The following is a 14,350-nucleotide window of genomic DNA, read 5'->3' as shown; positions in this document are numbered from 1 at the left end:
TTAGGCGTGGTGTTTTGCGCGCCATTTCACCAGGCCCCAGAGCAGTGCGAGGCCGAGGCCGATTCCGATCAGGTCAGCCAGAAAATCTGCAAGCGACGCTGTGCGCCCTAAACGGCTCAGCCCCTGCGCCAGCTCGATGGCGGCGCCAAACCCCGCTAGTCCGAGCGCTGTTTGCCAGCGCATCAGGGAGGGCCAACTCGCTCGGGCCAGAAGCGTCAGCACGACGAAAGCGGCCAAATGATTGAGCTTGTCCAGACCGAACACAGTCGGATCTTCGATCTGTGAAGGCAGAAGCGCCACCCCGAAAATGACGAGACTGGCGCCCAGAAAGACAAACCGCGCCTGCACAGCGCTGACTTCCATGGCTTGCAGCTTGAAGGCAGGCTTCTTACCGTCGCGATCGTTTTGTACAGGTTCAGAGGCGCTCATGTCCCAACTTCTCAATGATCTCGACCAATTGGCTGTCCCGCGTCATGACTGGACGCGCGCCGAGGTCGCGGCCATCCATGACGCGCCGTTCAATGACCTGATCTTCACCGCGCAAAGCCTTCACCGTCTCGGGCATCGCGCCAACACCGTTCAGAAGTCACGCTTGCTGTCGATCAAGACCGGCGGCTGCGCGGAAGATTGCGGCTATTGCAATCAGTCCGCCCATTTTGACACCGGTCTTAAGGCGTCCAAGTTGATGGATCCCGAAGAGGTCGAGAAAAAGGCGCAAGAGGCCAAAGATCAGGGCGCCACCCGGTTTTGCATGGGCGCGGCCTGGCGCGAGCTGAAAGAGCGCGACGAGCCGAAAATCCATGACATGATCCGCCGCGTGAAAGCCATGGGGCTTGAGACCTGCATGACGCTCGGCATGCTGGGCGATGGACAGGCGGAGCGTCTCGCGGCGGCAGGGCTCGATTACTACAACCACAATCTCGACACCTCGCCGGAATACTACAAGCAGATCATCACCACCCGAACCTGGGATGACCGGATCGACACCCTGTCCAAAGTGCGCGCTGCAGGCATGAAAACCTGCTGCGGCGGCATTATCGGCATGGGCGAGAGCAAGGATGACCGGATCGGGCTATTGGCGGAGCTGGCGAGCCTGCCGGTTCACCCTGAAAGCGTGCCGGTCAATCATCTGGTGGATGTGGACGGGACGCCGCTATCGGGATCCCAACCGCTCGACGGGCTCGATTTTGTCCGCGCCATCGCCACAGCCCGGATCACTATGCCCAAAAGCGTGGTGCGCCTGTCAGCGGGCCGTGAAACCATGTCACGCGAGCTTCAGGCGCTATGTTTCCTGGCGGGGGCCGGCTCGATTTTCGTCGGCGATGAACTGCTGACCACGCCGAACCCGGACGAGAATACGGATGCGTCCCTGTTTGCGGATCTGGGCCTGAAAGGCGACCAGGCGGAGCCGGCGCCCGCGGCGGCGGGCGGCTGACGCCTGCCCCTGCTTATTCCGCGCTCAGCGAATGACTGCCAGGCAGGTCGAGCTCGGGGGCTGATTCAGAGCTGGTGATCCGGGGCAAGTGACAGGTCACGCGTGTGCCTTCGCCCGGCTCGCTTTCCAGCTCCACCCAGCCGCCATGCAGGCGAATAATGTCGTTGACCAGCGCCAGACCCAGTCCGGCGCCGCCGCCATCCCCGCGTTCAAAGCGCTCAAAGATTTTCGCCTGACGGTCGGGTGCAATGCCGACGCCGTCATCGGCCACCCAGATGGAGACATCCTCGCCGGTGACGTCTGCGCCCACTTCCACCGCCCCGCCGGGATTGACGTGGTCCATGGCGTTGGTGAGCAGGTTGTAGAAGACTTGTTTGAGGCGTTTGGCGTCCGCGCGGACCAAAGATGCGTCCTGGTCGGCGTTCAGTGTCAGCTTGATGCCTGAATGCTCGGCGCGCGAGGCGATGAGCTCAGAAGATTCTTCGGCCAGGGCGTGCAGGTTCACATCCCCCAGCTCCAGCTCCAGCTGGCCCGCGTCAATCGCGGCGATGTCCAGAATATCGTCGATCAGCTTGCCGAGCTGGCCAGACGCCGTCTGGATTGCGCCCATATGCTCTTTCTGGCGCTCTGACAGATCTCCGGCAAAGCCACCCGCCAGAAGATCGGCATATCCATGGATCGTGGTGAGCGGGGTGCGCAGTTGATAGCTCACATGTTCGACGAACTCGGTCTTGATGCGTTCTGACGCTTCCAGCGCCTCGGCGCGGTCGCGCAGGGCGGATTCAATCCGGCGGCTGTCTGTGATGTCGTCCCAGGCGATGACGGTCGCGCCATCGGGCAGCGGACGGGTCAGCCAGGTCAGCACGGAATTGTCGGCGCGGCGGATTTCGCCTGTCATGGCTTTGCGTGATTCCGGGCTGGGATCGGTGATGCGCGCTTTCAGCTGGCCCCAGGCTTCGCCATTGTCGTAAAGCGGCTGGCAGGCGGTGACCACATCATCAAAATGCACGCCGTCCAGCGTATCCGGGTCGAGCTTCCACAGGGTTTCAAACGCGGCGTTCCGAAGTTTCAGGCGCCCGTCAGAGCCGAACACCGCCACTGCTTCGTGCAGCTTGTCCAGCGTCGCGCGTTGCACCTTGATCTGGGTGTTGTAGCGCGCTTGCAGCGACAGCTGATCGGTCATGTCTTCAAAGATCACCAACAGACCGCCCATCGGGTGACGCTGGCGCGCCACGCGCAAGGTGCGACCGTCCGGCAAAGCCCATAGCTCGTCCGGCTCAGCTTCCGAGCCCGGCGCGGCTTCATAGCGCGCCAGCTCGGCCGTGCGCCATTGGCTGTAATCGGCTTGCTCGGGCAGGCGACGTTTCTCACGCAAGCGGTCCAGCAACACGCCGTGGGCCGGGCGATCATTGAGGAAAGCTTCTTCCACATTGAACATCTGGCTGAAGGCCTGATTGTAAAAGACGAGCTTCTTGGCGCGGTCAAAGATCGCGACGGCCTCAGTCATATGGTTCAGCGTCAGGTCATGCGCTTCACGGAACCGGTTCAGCGCCGCTTTCGCTTCTTCGCCATCGGTGACATCCACGGCGAAGCCGGCGACGCCGCCCTGCACAGGATAGCTGGTCACCGACATCACCCGGCGCTGCCCCGCCAACACCACGCCGCGGGCGCTGGTGCGGGTTTCGACGGCGTTGAGCACATCACGCGCCTGATCGGCCAGGCTGGGCTCAAGAAGCACCTGACGTTCGATCACTTCAGCCACATCCCTGGCCTCAACCGCTTTGACATAGGCGGCGTTCACCCAGGTCAGCCGGCCTTTTTCATCCAGACGCCAGGCGGGAACAGGATTGCGGCCCATCATGTCCATGAAGCCGATGGGGTCGTCATGGCCGATGGTGTCTGAGCTCTGGGCGGCGTTTTCGGCCTGGCGCAAGGCGGTGTCGGTCAGCCAGATCACCAGCTGCCGCCCGGCCGGACGACCGTCGACCTGGATCTGCCGTCCTGACGGCCCGAAAATGGTCAATGAAAATGGTGCGCCGTCGCTCATCAGGGCCCGGGCGCGATCGCGGAAGCTCGTGGTGTCGCCGTTCGCCGTGCGGGCGGTGAAGTCAGAAATGCTGTCGAGGATATCAGTTGCGATCTGACCATTCGAACCGCCAGACTGGCTCAGTTCTGCAAATTGCAAAAGCGAGGCGAGGGCGGCGGGAGAGCCGTAAAGCCGGGGCGCGGACCAGTGCTCGGCGTTAGCGTGCGGGGCGCCGTCCCAGACCACCACGACGCCGGGATGAGCGGCGAACAGGCTGTCATTGCGTTCGGCGCGGTCTTCCGCAGCCAGGATGCGGTCGCGCCAGAGCTTGCGCGCCTTGCGGGCGCCGGCGGTCAGCCTGTAGGCCCAGACCGAGGACGCCAGGGCAAAGGCGACAGAGCCGCCTGTGACGATGAGAGTGGCCAGTTGTACCGGTTCGGCTGCGGTCATGTCGCGCCATATCCCCAATTGCCTGGTGCGCCATCCCGCTGAAAACGCGCACATGTGCGAATCACATCTTACCGGAAGGTGAATTGAGACGCGATGGGGTCAGGTGGGCCTGGCGTATTCCGCGGTTAACTCGTTGTGGACAAGGTTGATATGGGCTTAAGGTTCAAGGGGGTTGAATATAAACGGATTCACCGAATGGTCTCTAGACTGTGCGTTGGGATCGCGATGCACCTGCCCGGTCGCGGATCATTCCCACATTCCAGAAAAAATAATCCCAAAAGGGGAAAACTTGATAATTTTTCCCTATGTGAGATGCTCGCGAGCGCTGATCTTTAGTTGCTTGGCCAATCAGGACCCAATTATGAGAAAGCTGATCATAGCAGCATCATCGCTCTCACTAATGGCATGTGCCTCAGATCGAGTTGATTATGGGGGAACGTTACACCCTGTCCCCATGACCAATACTGCCAAGGCCTGTGACAGTAGCGCGCGTGAGCGCGTCGCCTATCGGGCGCCTGACTATCCCGATGCATTACTTTCTTTTCTGTGGCTTGTGCATGATGATCTCGATTCGCGCAGCCTCCTCTTTCAATACGATATCGCGGCGGATGGAAGGCCAGTGAATATCCGGTATGTCGGAGAGGAACGGTACATCAATCATGACTCTTACCGCACAGCGGTCAGGGCTGGCGCGGAAGCCATAGCCGACTGGCGATACCGACCTGAGCAGACGGCCACACATGATTGTACAATCAGTATGATGTTTGTGCGGCCCGGTCGCGGCATGTCGCAGGATGAGGCTTTGGATGCGAGTCGCTAAGTCATACAGATTTAGCGAATTCGCACTTCGCCTTGGGTGAATTCAAACAGGACCACGCATCCATAAAGATGCGCGCCCTCGCTGAGCGGAGCAAAGCGCCAGGTCTCCACAGCGCGCCGGGCCTCGCGGTCAAAGCTGCCGCCGGGCACGCCGCGCGCGACGGTGACGTTTTCGGTCTCGCCCGCTTGCATCACGTCAAACTGCACAATGGACCAGCCTTGCAGCCCGCGTGACCAGCCCCGCGCCGGATAGTCGGGCAGGCTGGCGTCGATGGCGCGCAAGGGCTCGCCTGAACACTGATCCGAACTTGCCGCGCGCTCCACATTGGGCGGGATGGGCATGTCGGACGTGGCGATGAAGGGCTGGGATCGCGGATCGGCGATCGGGTTCAGCGTCTCTGGCGAGACGCAGGCGCTCAGCACAAGCGGCAGGGTGAGAAGGATCGGTATCAGGAATTGACGCATGGCGCGCACAGTGTGCCGGGAGCTCGGGAAGGGCAAGCCGGTCCCATGAAAAACCCCGCCGGATCGCTCCGGCGGGGTTTCTCGTTTCGCGATCCCTGAGGATTAGTAGCGATAGTGCTCGGCCTTGAACGGGCCTTTCTGCTCGACGCCGATATAGTCGGCCTGTTCGGGCGACAGCTCGCTCAGTTTGGCGCCCAGCTTGTCCAGGTGCAGGGCGGCGACTTTTTCGTCGAGATGCTTGGGCAGGATGTAGACTTGGTTCTCGTACTGATCGCCACGGGTCCACAGCTCGATCTGGGCCAGCACCTGGTTGGTGAAGCTGGCGGACATCACGAAGCTGGGGTGCCCGTTGGCGTTGCCCAGATTCACCAGGCGGCCTTCGGACAACAGGATGATCTTGTTGCCGTCGGGGAATTCGACCAGATCGACCTGCGGCTTGACGTTGGTCCACTGGAAGTTCTTCAGCGCCTCGACCTGAATCTCGTTGTCGAAGTGCCCGATATTACACACGATCGCCATGTGCTTCATGGTGCGCATATGGTCGACGGTGACGACGTCCTTGTTGCCGGTGGCGGTGACGACGATGTCGATATCCTCGATCACGTCTTCGAGGCGAACCACGGCGAAGCCGTCCATGGACGCCTGCAGGGCGCAGATCGGGTCAATCTCGGTGACAGAGACGCGCGCGCCGGCGTTACGCAGGGATTCAGCGGAGCCTTTGCCAACATCGCCATAGCCGCAGACCACGGCGGTCTTGCCAGCCATCATCAAATCGGTGCCGCGGCGGATGGCGTCCACCAGGCTTTCACGGCAGCCATAGCGGTTGTCGAATTTCGACTTGGTCACGGAGTCGTTGACGTTGATCGCCGGGAAGGCCAGCTCGCCCTTCTTGGCGAGTTGGTACAGGCGCATCACGCCCGTGGTGGTTTCTTCAGACACGCCCTTGATTGCGGCCTTGGCTTTGGCGAACCAGCCCGGCGACAGCTTGATGCGGTTGCGGATGGCCTGGAACAGGAAGGATTCCTCTTCCGACTTGGGCTCGCCCAGGAAGTTCGGGTCAGCTTCCGCTTTCTCGCCCAGCTGCAGATACATGGTGGCGTCGCCGCCATCATCGAGAATCATGTTGGCGGTTTCGCCGTTCGGCCAATGGAAGATGGCGTCGGCATATTCCCAGTACTCTTCTAGCGTTTCGCCCTTATAGGCGAACACCGGAATGCCGCGATCGGCGATGGCGGCGGCGGCGTGGTCCTGAGTGGAGAAGATGTTGCACGACGCCCAACGCACATCCGCGCCCAGCTCGACCAGGGTTTCAATCAGCACCGCAGTCTGGATCGTCATGTGCAGCGACCCTGCGATGCGTGCGCCCGCCAAAGGCTTTTTGCCTTTGTATTCTTCGCGCAGGGCCATCAGGCCGGGCATTTCAATTTCGGCCATCTCAATTTCCAGTCGGCCCCAGCGAGCCAGCGAAAGGTCTTTGACATAGCGGTCGTCGCCGGTGTTGGCGGCATTGAGCAGGGTCATGGGAAGGCGCCTTGTTTTTGACTTCGATCAGGTCAGAGCCTGATGGTTCCATTTGAGACAGGGCACCTCTTAACACGCGTGCCAAAACGGGCAAACCATCAGGCGTGTTGATCGTAAAAAGGCCGGGAAAAACGCGCCAACTCTTAAAATGGTCCTAAATCTGTATAAACTTTGTGGTAAGGTTTTTGCTCAGGGCCTGTGTTACGGGTCTTGCGGCATGGCCGCAGGAGACGCCGAGGGGCGGCGGACCTGTGCGACAGACTGAGGGGACTGTTGAAATGGCGAACTTGCCTACCGCTTATGCGAGCCAGGATTTTGGACGCAAGACGCTGGATTTCTACGCCGCCGCCGGCGAGGTGAACGGGGCGGATCCGCGCGCGCGAGATGATGAGCACAGCCTGACCGATTATGACGGCGCCAAGCATACCGTGCGCGTGATGGACCGCGATTTCGCGCTCGAAGCCGGTGATCAGGCCTCTGTCCTGCGCATGCAGATGGGCCCCTCCCGCCGGTCGCGTCCTGTCGCCGTGGTTAATCACACCCGTCAGGGCTGGTCGCGCACCCATCCCGGCGCCAGCGCCATGCTGTCTCGCGCCGGCGTCGCCCGTAACGTCAACTGGTTCCTCACCGTCCTGTTGTTCGCGCTCGCCTCCATGGTGATGGTCTGGCCGTATCTGCGCTCCTTCCTGGTCGAAGTGGACCCGTCCGTGTTCGGCGCTGCGCCGGCGTTCAATATTTTCGCTCTTGCGCTGAGCGCCTTGCCCGATCTGGGCAATTGGAGCTTTTCGCAATCTGTGAGCCCGGTCAGCACTTTGATTGCGCAAAGCGTGCCGTCCATGGCGGAACAAGCCGATCAGATCGTGTTTTACGCCCTGTCCGGCCTGGCTGCGCTGGTGGTGTTCGCCACGCGCTCCTGGCGTTTGCTGTGGGCGCCCCTGTTTGTGGGTTTGGTCGCCGCCGCCGCTTTGGGTTTGGGCGGCGTCACCGAGGCGTCGGGCTACGCCGTCATCGCCTATGGGCTTTCCGCTGTGATCTTCGTTGTCGGCGGCGTGATCAATCGCATTCGCGACGCAGCGCGTCTGGAGCGCCGCATCGCCTTGCTCGCCGATCACCTGCAGCGTCATGCGCCTGAGGAGACCATTGCGCGCACGGATGCGTCGGACACCGAAGCTGAGGCGCCTGACGCACTCTCTGAAGAGACGACTGAAGATGACGCGTCGATGGCGGCCGTCACAGCGCCCGCCAGCGCCGCTCTCAGCGACAGCGCTGGCGGGCCCCGGACTGATGAAAGCCAGGCCGACGAAACCCGTATTGAGACGGCTGGCGAACCGGCGTCGGATCTGTCAAATGACGCGGATATCGCCGTCGCCGCAGCGGACGGCCAGGCTGACGCGTCGCCTGTTCTGGAAACGCCGACAGACGCAGAAGCCGCCGTGCTTTCAGAGCCGATTGAGCAAGACGATGACGCCGAGGGCTCTGGCGCCGCACATGAGGAGGACGCTGCTGCAGTCTCCGAAGACGCTGAAGTCGACTCTGAAGTCGCTGCTGAAGCCGAACCCGAAAACCACAGTGCGCAGCAGCATGAGGCCGAACCCGTCCTTGTGGAGGCTGAACCGCCAATTGAAGAAGAGGCGGGGGCGGTCAATGAGGAGATCGCTGTCGACGCCTCTGCCGAGGCTTCCGTCACCGCTGCAGAGCCGAACGCAGAACTGGGCGAGGTTGCGCCAGAAGACGAAGGTGACGTTGAAGCCGAGCTGCAAGCGCCCAGCGACACCGCGGCGGATGCTGAGTCTGACGCCCTGACCTCTGAGGCGGCGGAAGACGTTGAGCCTGAGCTGTCTGTTGCAGCGGAAGAGCCCGCCGCCAATGAAGCCGGTGACGCGCCGGAAGCTGAGCCTGAGCTTGCCGGGCTGGAGGCTGAAGAAGCCGAGCGGATGAAGAATGATCCGCGCTACGCCGCGCGCGCCATTGTGTTGCCCTCGCCGCCTCCCATGCCCACAGCTGAAGATAGCGAAGGTGACGCACTGACGCCCGCGCAGCCTACGACCCGCGAAACGCGCGAGCTGCGCCCGAGCGAGCCCCTGACCAACCGGGTGCTGTCGCTCTTTTCCAATCCCGTCGTGCCGCCTGCGCCGCCAGCCCCGCCCGCGCCCAGCCGGTCGGAAGAGGATGAAGACGCCTGATCGGGTGCAGCTTTGGCTTTATAACGAAAACGCCGCCGGGATCTCCTGGCGGCGTTTATCGTGCGCGTCGGTCAGCCTAGTCGTTTTCGTCAAAGCCGCATTCAACCAGGGCGCTGAGCGCATCCACCGCCTCAGCGGCGTCATCCCCGTCGGCCTTGATGGTGATTTGTACGCCCGGCCCGGCGGCGAGCATCAGCAATTCCATGATGGAGTCCGCGCTCACCTGTTCATGGTCGCGCGAGACGCAGATATCGGCGTCAAAGCGGGCGGCCTCAGCGACAAACTTCGCAGACGCGCGCGCATGAAGGCCACGCTGATTGCAGATTGTGACCGTGCGCTGTGTGGTCACGCTGCGCCATCCAGGATTTGGGAAGCGACGGCGATATAGCGTTTGCCCGCTTCACTGGCGCTTTCCGCCAGAGCGTTCATACCCAGCCGGGAGCGAGCCTCGGCCAGCTTGATCAGCATCGGCAGATTGGCGCCGGCGATGACTTCGACCCGTCCCTTTTCCAGCAGCGAGATGGACAGGTTTGACGGCGTGCCGCCAAACATGTCGGTGAGGATGATCACGCCATCGCCCTGATCCGCTTTCTCCACCGCCTCGCGGATGTCATCGCGGCGGCGCTCCATATCATCATCAGGACCGATGGAAATGGCGCTGCAGGCTTCAAGCGGGCCGACCACATGTTCAGTGGCGGCGACAAGTTCGTCAGCGAGACGGCCGTGAGTGACGACGACAATGCCGATCATGGTGTGAGACTGGTCCTCAGACGTAAATATATTCCGCCCATGTAAACCCGGTTTTGCGTCGGGCGAAAGCCCTGTGCGACGTGCGTGCAACAGTGGGCTGCACGAGGATGACAGGCGCCGTTTTCGCGCCACACATGCTTATCGGATATAGGCGGGCAGGGTCACGGTGAAACAGGCGCCCAGAACTGAGCCCTCATCATCGAGCCGGTTAGACGCTTCGATCTGTCCGCCATGCGCCGTGACGATCTGGCGCGCGATGGCGAGGCCCAGCCCGGAATGCGCGCCGAAGGCCGCGCCTTTGGGGCGTTGGGTGTAGAAGCGATCAAAAATGGCTTCACGATTGTCTTCGGGTATGCCCGGCCCCTCATCTTCGACCCGAACCTGATGGGTTTGGCCGGGACCGCGATCGATGGCGATTTTCACGACGCTTTGAGAGGGTGAAAATGTGACGGCGTTTTCGACCAGATTGATGAAGACCCGGCTGAGCGGATGTTCATGCCCGCGCACCCAATGTCGCTCAGTCACGTGACTGACGCTCACGCGCGGCGCATCGGCGTCGGGATCGTTCTGCAAGCTGGCGATATCATTGAGCAAGACGACGAGATCAATCGTCTCGAGGTCTTCTCGCGCCAGCTCGGCGTCCAGTCGCGACGCGTTTGAGATGTCAGTGATCAGCCGGTCGAGACGCTTTACATCGTGCTGGATCACATCGATCAGCCGGGCGCGTTTGGCGTCGTCCTTGGCGAGCGGCAAGATTTCAGCGGCGGAGCGGATCGAGGTTAGCGGGTTTTTGATCTCGTGCGACACATCCGCTGCGAAGGCTTCAATCGCGTCCAACCGGTCATAGAGCGCATTGGTCATCTGGCTGAATGCGCGTCCCATATCCCCGATTTCATCACGGCGGCCTTTCATGTCCGGCAGTGGCACGCGCCGACCGCCGGCCAGACGCACTTCGCGCGCCGCTTCCGCCAGACGCCGCACCGGCCAGGCGATCTGCACCGTCAACACCAACGCCATCACCAGAGACACAGTCGCCGCCACCAGCACATAGGGCAGAATGGCGGCGCGCTCCTGGGCGATCAGAGCGTCCAGGTCGTAGGATTCATAGGTGACAGTGCCGACGACGGCCTGAATCAGTTGAATGGGTATGGTCACAGACACCACGCGCCCGCCATCAGGATCACGGCGCACGCCTGATTGCGCTTCACCGGTCTGAAAGGCTTCTCGCACCTCATCGGCCAGTGTGCGATCCAAAGCTGCCCGATCCTGTGGCGACAGGATGATCTGGCCGATTTGCTCCATGGCGCCGCGGGTGAACCCTTGAACCCTGGAGAGCGGCGTTTCAGACTGGTCCGTGATCGGCGGCAGTTCTGCCTGGTCCACATCACCCGCAATCAGATCAGAATCCGCAATGCGCACGGGACCTGGTGCATGCAGCAGCGCGCGTGTTTCGTCCGGCACATAGAGCCCTGACAAGCGCCTGAGCACTTCGCGCGCCGCATCGCGGTCCATTTCCGGGCCGGGGGCATCGCCGTAGACGGCGGTCTCGGTGATGATATTGGCGATGATTTCAGCCTGGGCGGAGAGTGAATCCACCTTGGCGTCCACAAGGCCGCGCCGGTTCTCAGTGATAGCGAACATGCCGCCGATCACAACGCTGAGCGCCACCAGGTTGGTCATTATGATGGTGGCGCCCAGGCGCGACAGCAGGAGCGGTTTGAGCTGGGCTGAGAGGCGCAGGGCGGCGCGGCGCGCGACCTTAAGCCTCCTTATAACGGTAGCCGACGCCATAAAGGGTCTCGATGCTGTCGAATGAGTCGTCCACGTCGCGGAACTTCTTGCGGATGCGCTTGATGTGGCTGTCGATGGTGCGATCGTCCACATAGACCTGATCGTCATAGGCCGCATCCATCAGGCTGTCGCGGCTTTTCACGAAGCCGGGACGGTTCGCCAGCGCATGCAGGATCAGAAATTCCGTGACCGTGAGACGCACCGGCTTTCCGGCCCAGGTGCAGGTGTGCCGATTGGGATCGAGCAACAACTGGCCGCGTTCGATGACCTTGTGCTCTCCGGTCTCACCATCCGAAGAACCCGCCGGATCCGCCTGCGCGCGGCGTAATACGGCCTTGATCCTGCGGGCCAGCAGCTGGTGGGAGAAAGGCTTGGCGATGTAATCGTCCGCACCGAGGTCCAGACCCAGCGCTTCATCGAACTCACCATCCTTGGAGGTCAGGAATATGACCGGCAGGTTGGAGGACTGACGCACGCGGCGCAGCAACTCCAGGCCATCCATGCGCGGCATCTTGATGTCGAAGATCGCCAGATCGGGCGGCGTTCCGGTCAGATGCGGCAGCGCCTCGGCGCCGTCCGTGAAAGTGCGCACGTCATAACCCTCGTTCTCCAGAAACATGGAAACGGAGGTGAGGATGTTTTCGTCGTCGTCCACAAGGGCGATGGTCGCCATCGTTCGTATCCTGTCTTCTCTCGGTCAAACCGATGTCTATAGCGCTTCATACTATTTGCTGCGCAAGATCAAGCAAAGACATGGTTACCTAGGGTTAAGGCCGGTAGTGCATTACTGTCCGAAACTGCTGGGGAATGAGGCGGAAATGGCGCACGAAGACGTCCATTACGAGGTCTTTCTGAAGAAAAACGTGAAAGCTTCCTGGACCTTGGTCGAGGCGCTGAAGGATCGTAATGCCGCAATGGGGCTGGCCAAGAAGCTGCAGACCAATCATTCCAGCGGGTCGATCCGTGTCGTGCGCGAGGTCTGGGACGCGGAATCGGGCGGCTTTCGCGGCGGGTCGATCTTTGAAGTCGGCCCGGAGAAGTATGCGGGCGACGAAAAACCCGCTGAAGCGAGCATTCCCTGTCTGACGCCGGATGATCTGTCAGGGCCTGCGGCGCGTGACACCTTGCGCCGGGCATTGTCAGATTGGCTTGAGCGCTCTCAGGTCTGCCCGATGGAGTTGCTGCATCGGCCTGACCTTATCGAAGAGCTCGACGGGTCTGATACCGATCTGCAGCACGCCATTCAGAAAGTGGCGATCGCGCGCGCGCAAAACAGCGACGCCTCAGTACACGCCTATGTGCGTTTGATCACCGAACTGGTCCAGCGCGGCATCGAGCAATCTCGCAAGGAAGCCAAGGCGGGCGGCAAGCCGCCGCGTGGAAAATCCTTTGCGGAAACCGCCAGACTTGTGGCCGGAAAGTCTGCGCCGGAAAAACAGATGCGCCGCGCCATCGCGGACCAACTCTCTGAATCCTATGATATGGGCGACAAGGTGCGCCGTCTGCTCGACATGCATGATGACCTGCCTGAGGACGCCCAGGCGCGCGCCTTGGCGGCGACGCATACGGACGCCTTCATGGCTGAAATCCTGTCCTTTGATTCCGCCCTGCGCCGGGTTCTGGGCGATACGGTGGATTTGGGCGACGAGGTTTTGCGCCTGACGGGAATTTATGAAGGCGCGCCTGACAGCCCTGATCTCAGCCGGGCGCCGGATACCGCGCGTCGGCTCGCCACCCAAATCAAGCAAGATTCCTTGCCCGCCGCTCATAATGAGCTGGCCCAGCAAATCCTGGAAAAACTGCGCGCGCCCAAGCGGTTTCGCCCCCGCTCGGTTATGGCGGAGATCGAGCTGGCGCGTAAACTCGCCCAGCGCCTGATTGTCTCGGCGGGGCAGAATCTCAATCTTAATCCTGAAGCGCTTGTAGAGGCGTTCACCCACCGTTCGGCGCGTCTGTTGCAGCCCGACGCCATCGAGGAAGCCTTGTCAGGCGCTCACACGCCAGTCGATCAGATCGAGCGCTTGTTCGCGATGGAAGACCATCTGGTGGGCGAGGAGAACAAGAAGAAGCTCGCCAGCTATATCCGCGGCAAGGTGCAAGCGAACACCACGGTGCAATTCTTCCTGCGCGGTGCGGGCCAGCCGCTCGAGCGTCTGTCGCAAGTGACCCATCTTCAGGCGCGCGCCGTAAAGGGCGGCTTCCCGAAAGCGGACAAGCGCGAGTTGGTTGAGGCGTTCGATACGCTGGGATTGGCGATTCTTGACGCCACAAAGGTCATGGACCGTGTGGCGGGCTCCAATGCGCCCGTTCTGGACCGGGCGGCGGCGCTGCTCAAGCTTGCGGCGACGGGGCTGCTGCCTGAAGGCCGGTGTCGGTACGATGCGCAGGCGCGTGCGGTGCGAATGATGGAAAGTGATGAGGGTCGGGTCGCGGCCGCGTCGCCGGGCGGAGAGCAGAAAATGTTGGCGGTCCAGCAATTGCTGGCGCAGCTGGCGCCGCCTGAAACCCAAGGTGCGCCCGAACCGGACACACCTGAAGAAGGCACAGCCGCCTAGCGCGTCAGGCCGGCATCTTTCAAGCGGTCTTTATAAGCGGTTAGCAATGCGTCGCCGTTCTCGCCCAGCTCGCGCAGATAGTCCCACGAGAAAATGCCACTGTCATGGCCGTCATCAAAGCTCAGCCGAACTGCATAACGGCCGACTGCATCGGCGGCCGTGACCCGAACGTTTGACTTGCCGGGCACCAGCTTCTTCTGGTCAGGGCTGTGCCCTTGTACTTCAGCGGACGGGCTTTCCACGCGCAAAAGTTCGAACGGGATGGCGAAGCGCGCCCCATCGTCATATGCGATGTCCAGCACGCCGTCTGACGCCTTGAAGCTGAGACGGGTCGGCCAGGGGCGATCACTCATGG

At 61.7% G+C, this 14,350-nt stretch carries 13 protein-coding genes; 4 read left to right on the top strand and 9 right to left on the bottom strand.

Annotated elements, in window-relative coordinates; genetic code table 11:
- Window positions 1-429, bottom strand: coding sequence for a VanZ family protein (locus ACP154_RS04105; protein WP_421856446.1), 429 nt, complete (start codon window positions 427-429; stop codon window positions 1-3).
- Here ACP154_RS04105 and bioB point away from each other — a divergent pair.
- A complete protein-coding gene (bioB, locus tag ACP154_RS04100) occupies window positions 428-1,435 on the top strand; it encodes a biotin synthase BioB (RefSeq protein WP_421856449.1) in 1,008 nt (335 codons plus the stop codon). The two genes, ACP154_RS04105 and bioB, sit on opposite strands and share 2 nt — an antisense overlap.
- 13 nt (window positions 1,436-1,448) lie before the next feature.
- Here bioB and ACP154_RS04095 read toward each other — a convergent pair whose 3' ends face one another.
- On the bottom strand, window positions 1,449-3,911 hold the full coding sequence (locus tag ACP154_RS04095) for an ATP-binding protein (protein WP_421856452.1): 2,463 nt from the start codon (window positions 3,909-3,911) through the stop codon (window positions 1,449-1,451).
- A 361-nt stretch (window positions 3,912-4,272) separates the two neighbouring features.
- Here ACP154_RS04095 and ACP154_RS04090 point away from each other — a divergent pair, with 361 nt between their 5' ends.
- Window positions 4,273-4,731, top strand: coding sequence for a hypothetical protein (locus ACP154_RS04090; protein WP_421856455.1), 459 nt, complete (start codon window positions 4,273-4,275; stop codon window positions 4,729-4,731).
- 11 nt (window positions 4,732-4,742) lie between these two features.
- On the opposite strand, the gene ACP154_RS04085 is transcribed toward ACP154_RS04090, so the two are convergent.
- Complete coding sequence (locus ACP154_RS04085) at window positions 4,743-5,195, bottom strand: energy transducer TonB (RefSeq protein WP_421856458.1); 453 nt, start codon at window positions 5,193-5,195, stop codon at window positions 4,743-4,745.
- A 102-nt stretch (window positions 5,196-5,297) separates the two neighbouring features.
- Window positions 5,298-6,716 (bottom strand): adenosylhomocysteinase, encoded by a 1,419-nt coding sequence (gene ahcY / locus ACP154_RS04080; RefSeq protein ID WP_107711756.1) that lies wholly within the window; start codon window positions 6,714-6,716, stop codon window positions 5,298-5,300.
- 278 nt (window positions 6,717-6,994) lie between these two features.
- Between ahcY and ACP154_RS04075 the strand changes: the two genes are divergently transcribed.
- On the top strand, window positions 6,995-8,899 hold the full coding sequence (locus tag ACP154_RS04075; RefSeq protein WP_421856461.1) for a hypothetical protein: 1,905 nt from the start codon (window positions 6,995-6,997) through the stop codon (window positions 8,897-8,899).
- 76 nt (window positions 8,900-8,975) lie between these two features.
- On the opposite strand, the gene ACP154_RS04070 is transcribed toward ACP154_RS04075, so the two are convergent.
- The 4 genes from ACP154_RS04070 to ACP154_RS04055 all read right to left on the bottom strand — a co-directional run bounded on the left by ACP154_RS04070 (window position 8,976) and on the right by ACP154_RS04055 (window position 12,113).
- Window positions 8,976-9,248, bottom strand: a complete 273-nt coding sequence (locus ACP154_RS04070) for an HPr family phosphocarrier protein (RefSeq protein ID WP_107711754.1) — start codon at window positions 9,246-9,248, stop codon at window positions 8,976-8,978.
- Window positions 9,245-9,649: a PTS sugar transporter subunit IIA gene (locus ACP154_RS04065; protein WP_107711753.1), complete on the bottom strand. Its 405-nt coding sequence runs from the start codon at window positions 9,647-9,649 to the stop codon at window positions 9,245-9,247. Before ACP154_RS04065 ends, ACP154_RS04070 begins: the two co-directional genes overlap by 4 nt.
- A 138-nt stretch (window positions 9,650-9,787) precedes the next feature.
- On the bottom strand, window positions 9,788-11,440 hold the full coding sequence (locus ACP154_RS04060) for a stimulus-sensing domain-containing protein (RefSeq protein ID WP_421856464.1): 1,653 nt from the start codon (window positions 11,438-11,440) through the stop codon (window positions 9,788-9,790).
- The gene (locus ACP154_RS04055) at window positions 11,409-12,113 is read right to left on the bottom strand and encodes a response regulator transcription factor (RefSeq protein ID WP_107711752.1); all 705 of its coding nucleotides are present in this window, start codon (window positions 12,111-12,113) and stop codon (window positions 11,409-11,411) included. Before ACP154_RS04055 ends, ACP154_RS04060 begins: the two co-directional genes overlap by 32 nt.
- A gap of 145 nt (window positions 12,114-12,258) precedes the next feature.
- On the opposite strand from ACP154_RS04055, the gene ACP154_RS04050 reads away from it, so the two are divergent.
- Window positions 12,259-13,995, top strand: coding sequence for a hypothetical protein (locus tag ACP154_RS04050; protein WP_421856467.1), 1,737 nt, complete (start codon window positions 12,259-12,261; stop codon window positions 13,993-13,995).
- Here the strand turns inward: ACP154_RS04050 and ACP154_RS04045 are convergent.
- A complete protein-coding gene (locus tag ACP154_RS04045; RefSeq protein WP_107711750.1) occupies window positions 13,992-14,348 on the bottom strand; it encodes a gamma-butyrobetaine hydroxylase-like domain-containing protein in 357 nt (118 codons plus the stop codon). The two genes, ACP154_RS04050 and ACP154_RS04045, sit on opposite strands and share 4 nt — an antisense overlap.
- Window positions 14,349-14,350 lie beyond the last annotated feature (2 nt).

Source organism: Oceanicaulis sp. (assembly GCF_965249665.1).
Classification (GTDB): domain Bacteria; phylum Pseudomonadota; class Alphaproteobacteria; order Caulobacterales; family Maricaulaceae; genus Oceanicaulis.
This window is presented reverse-complemented; position numbering and strand designations above follow the sequence as displayed.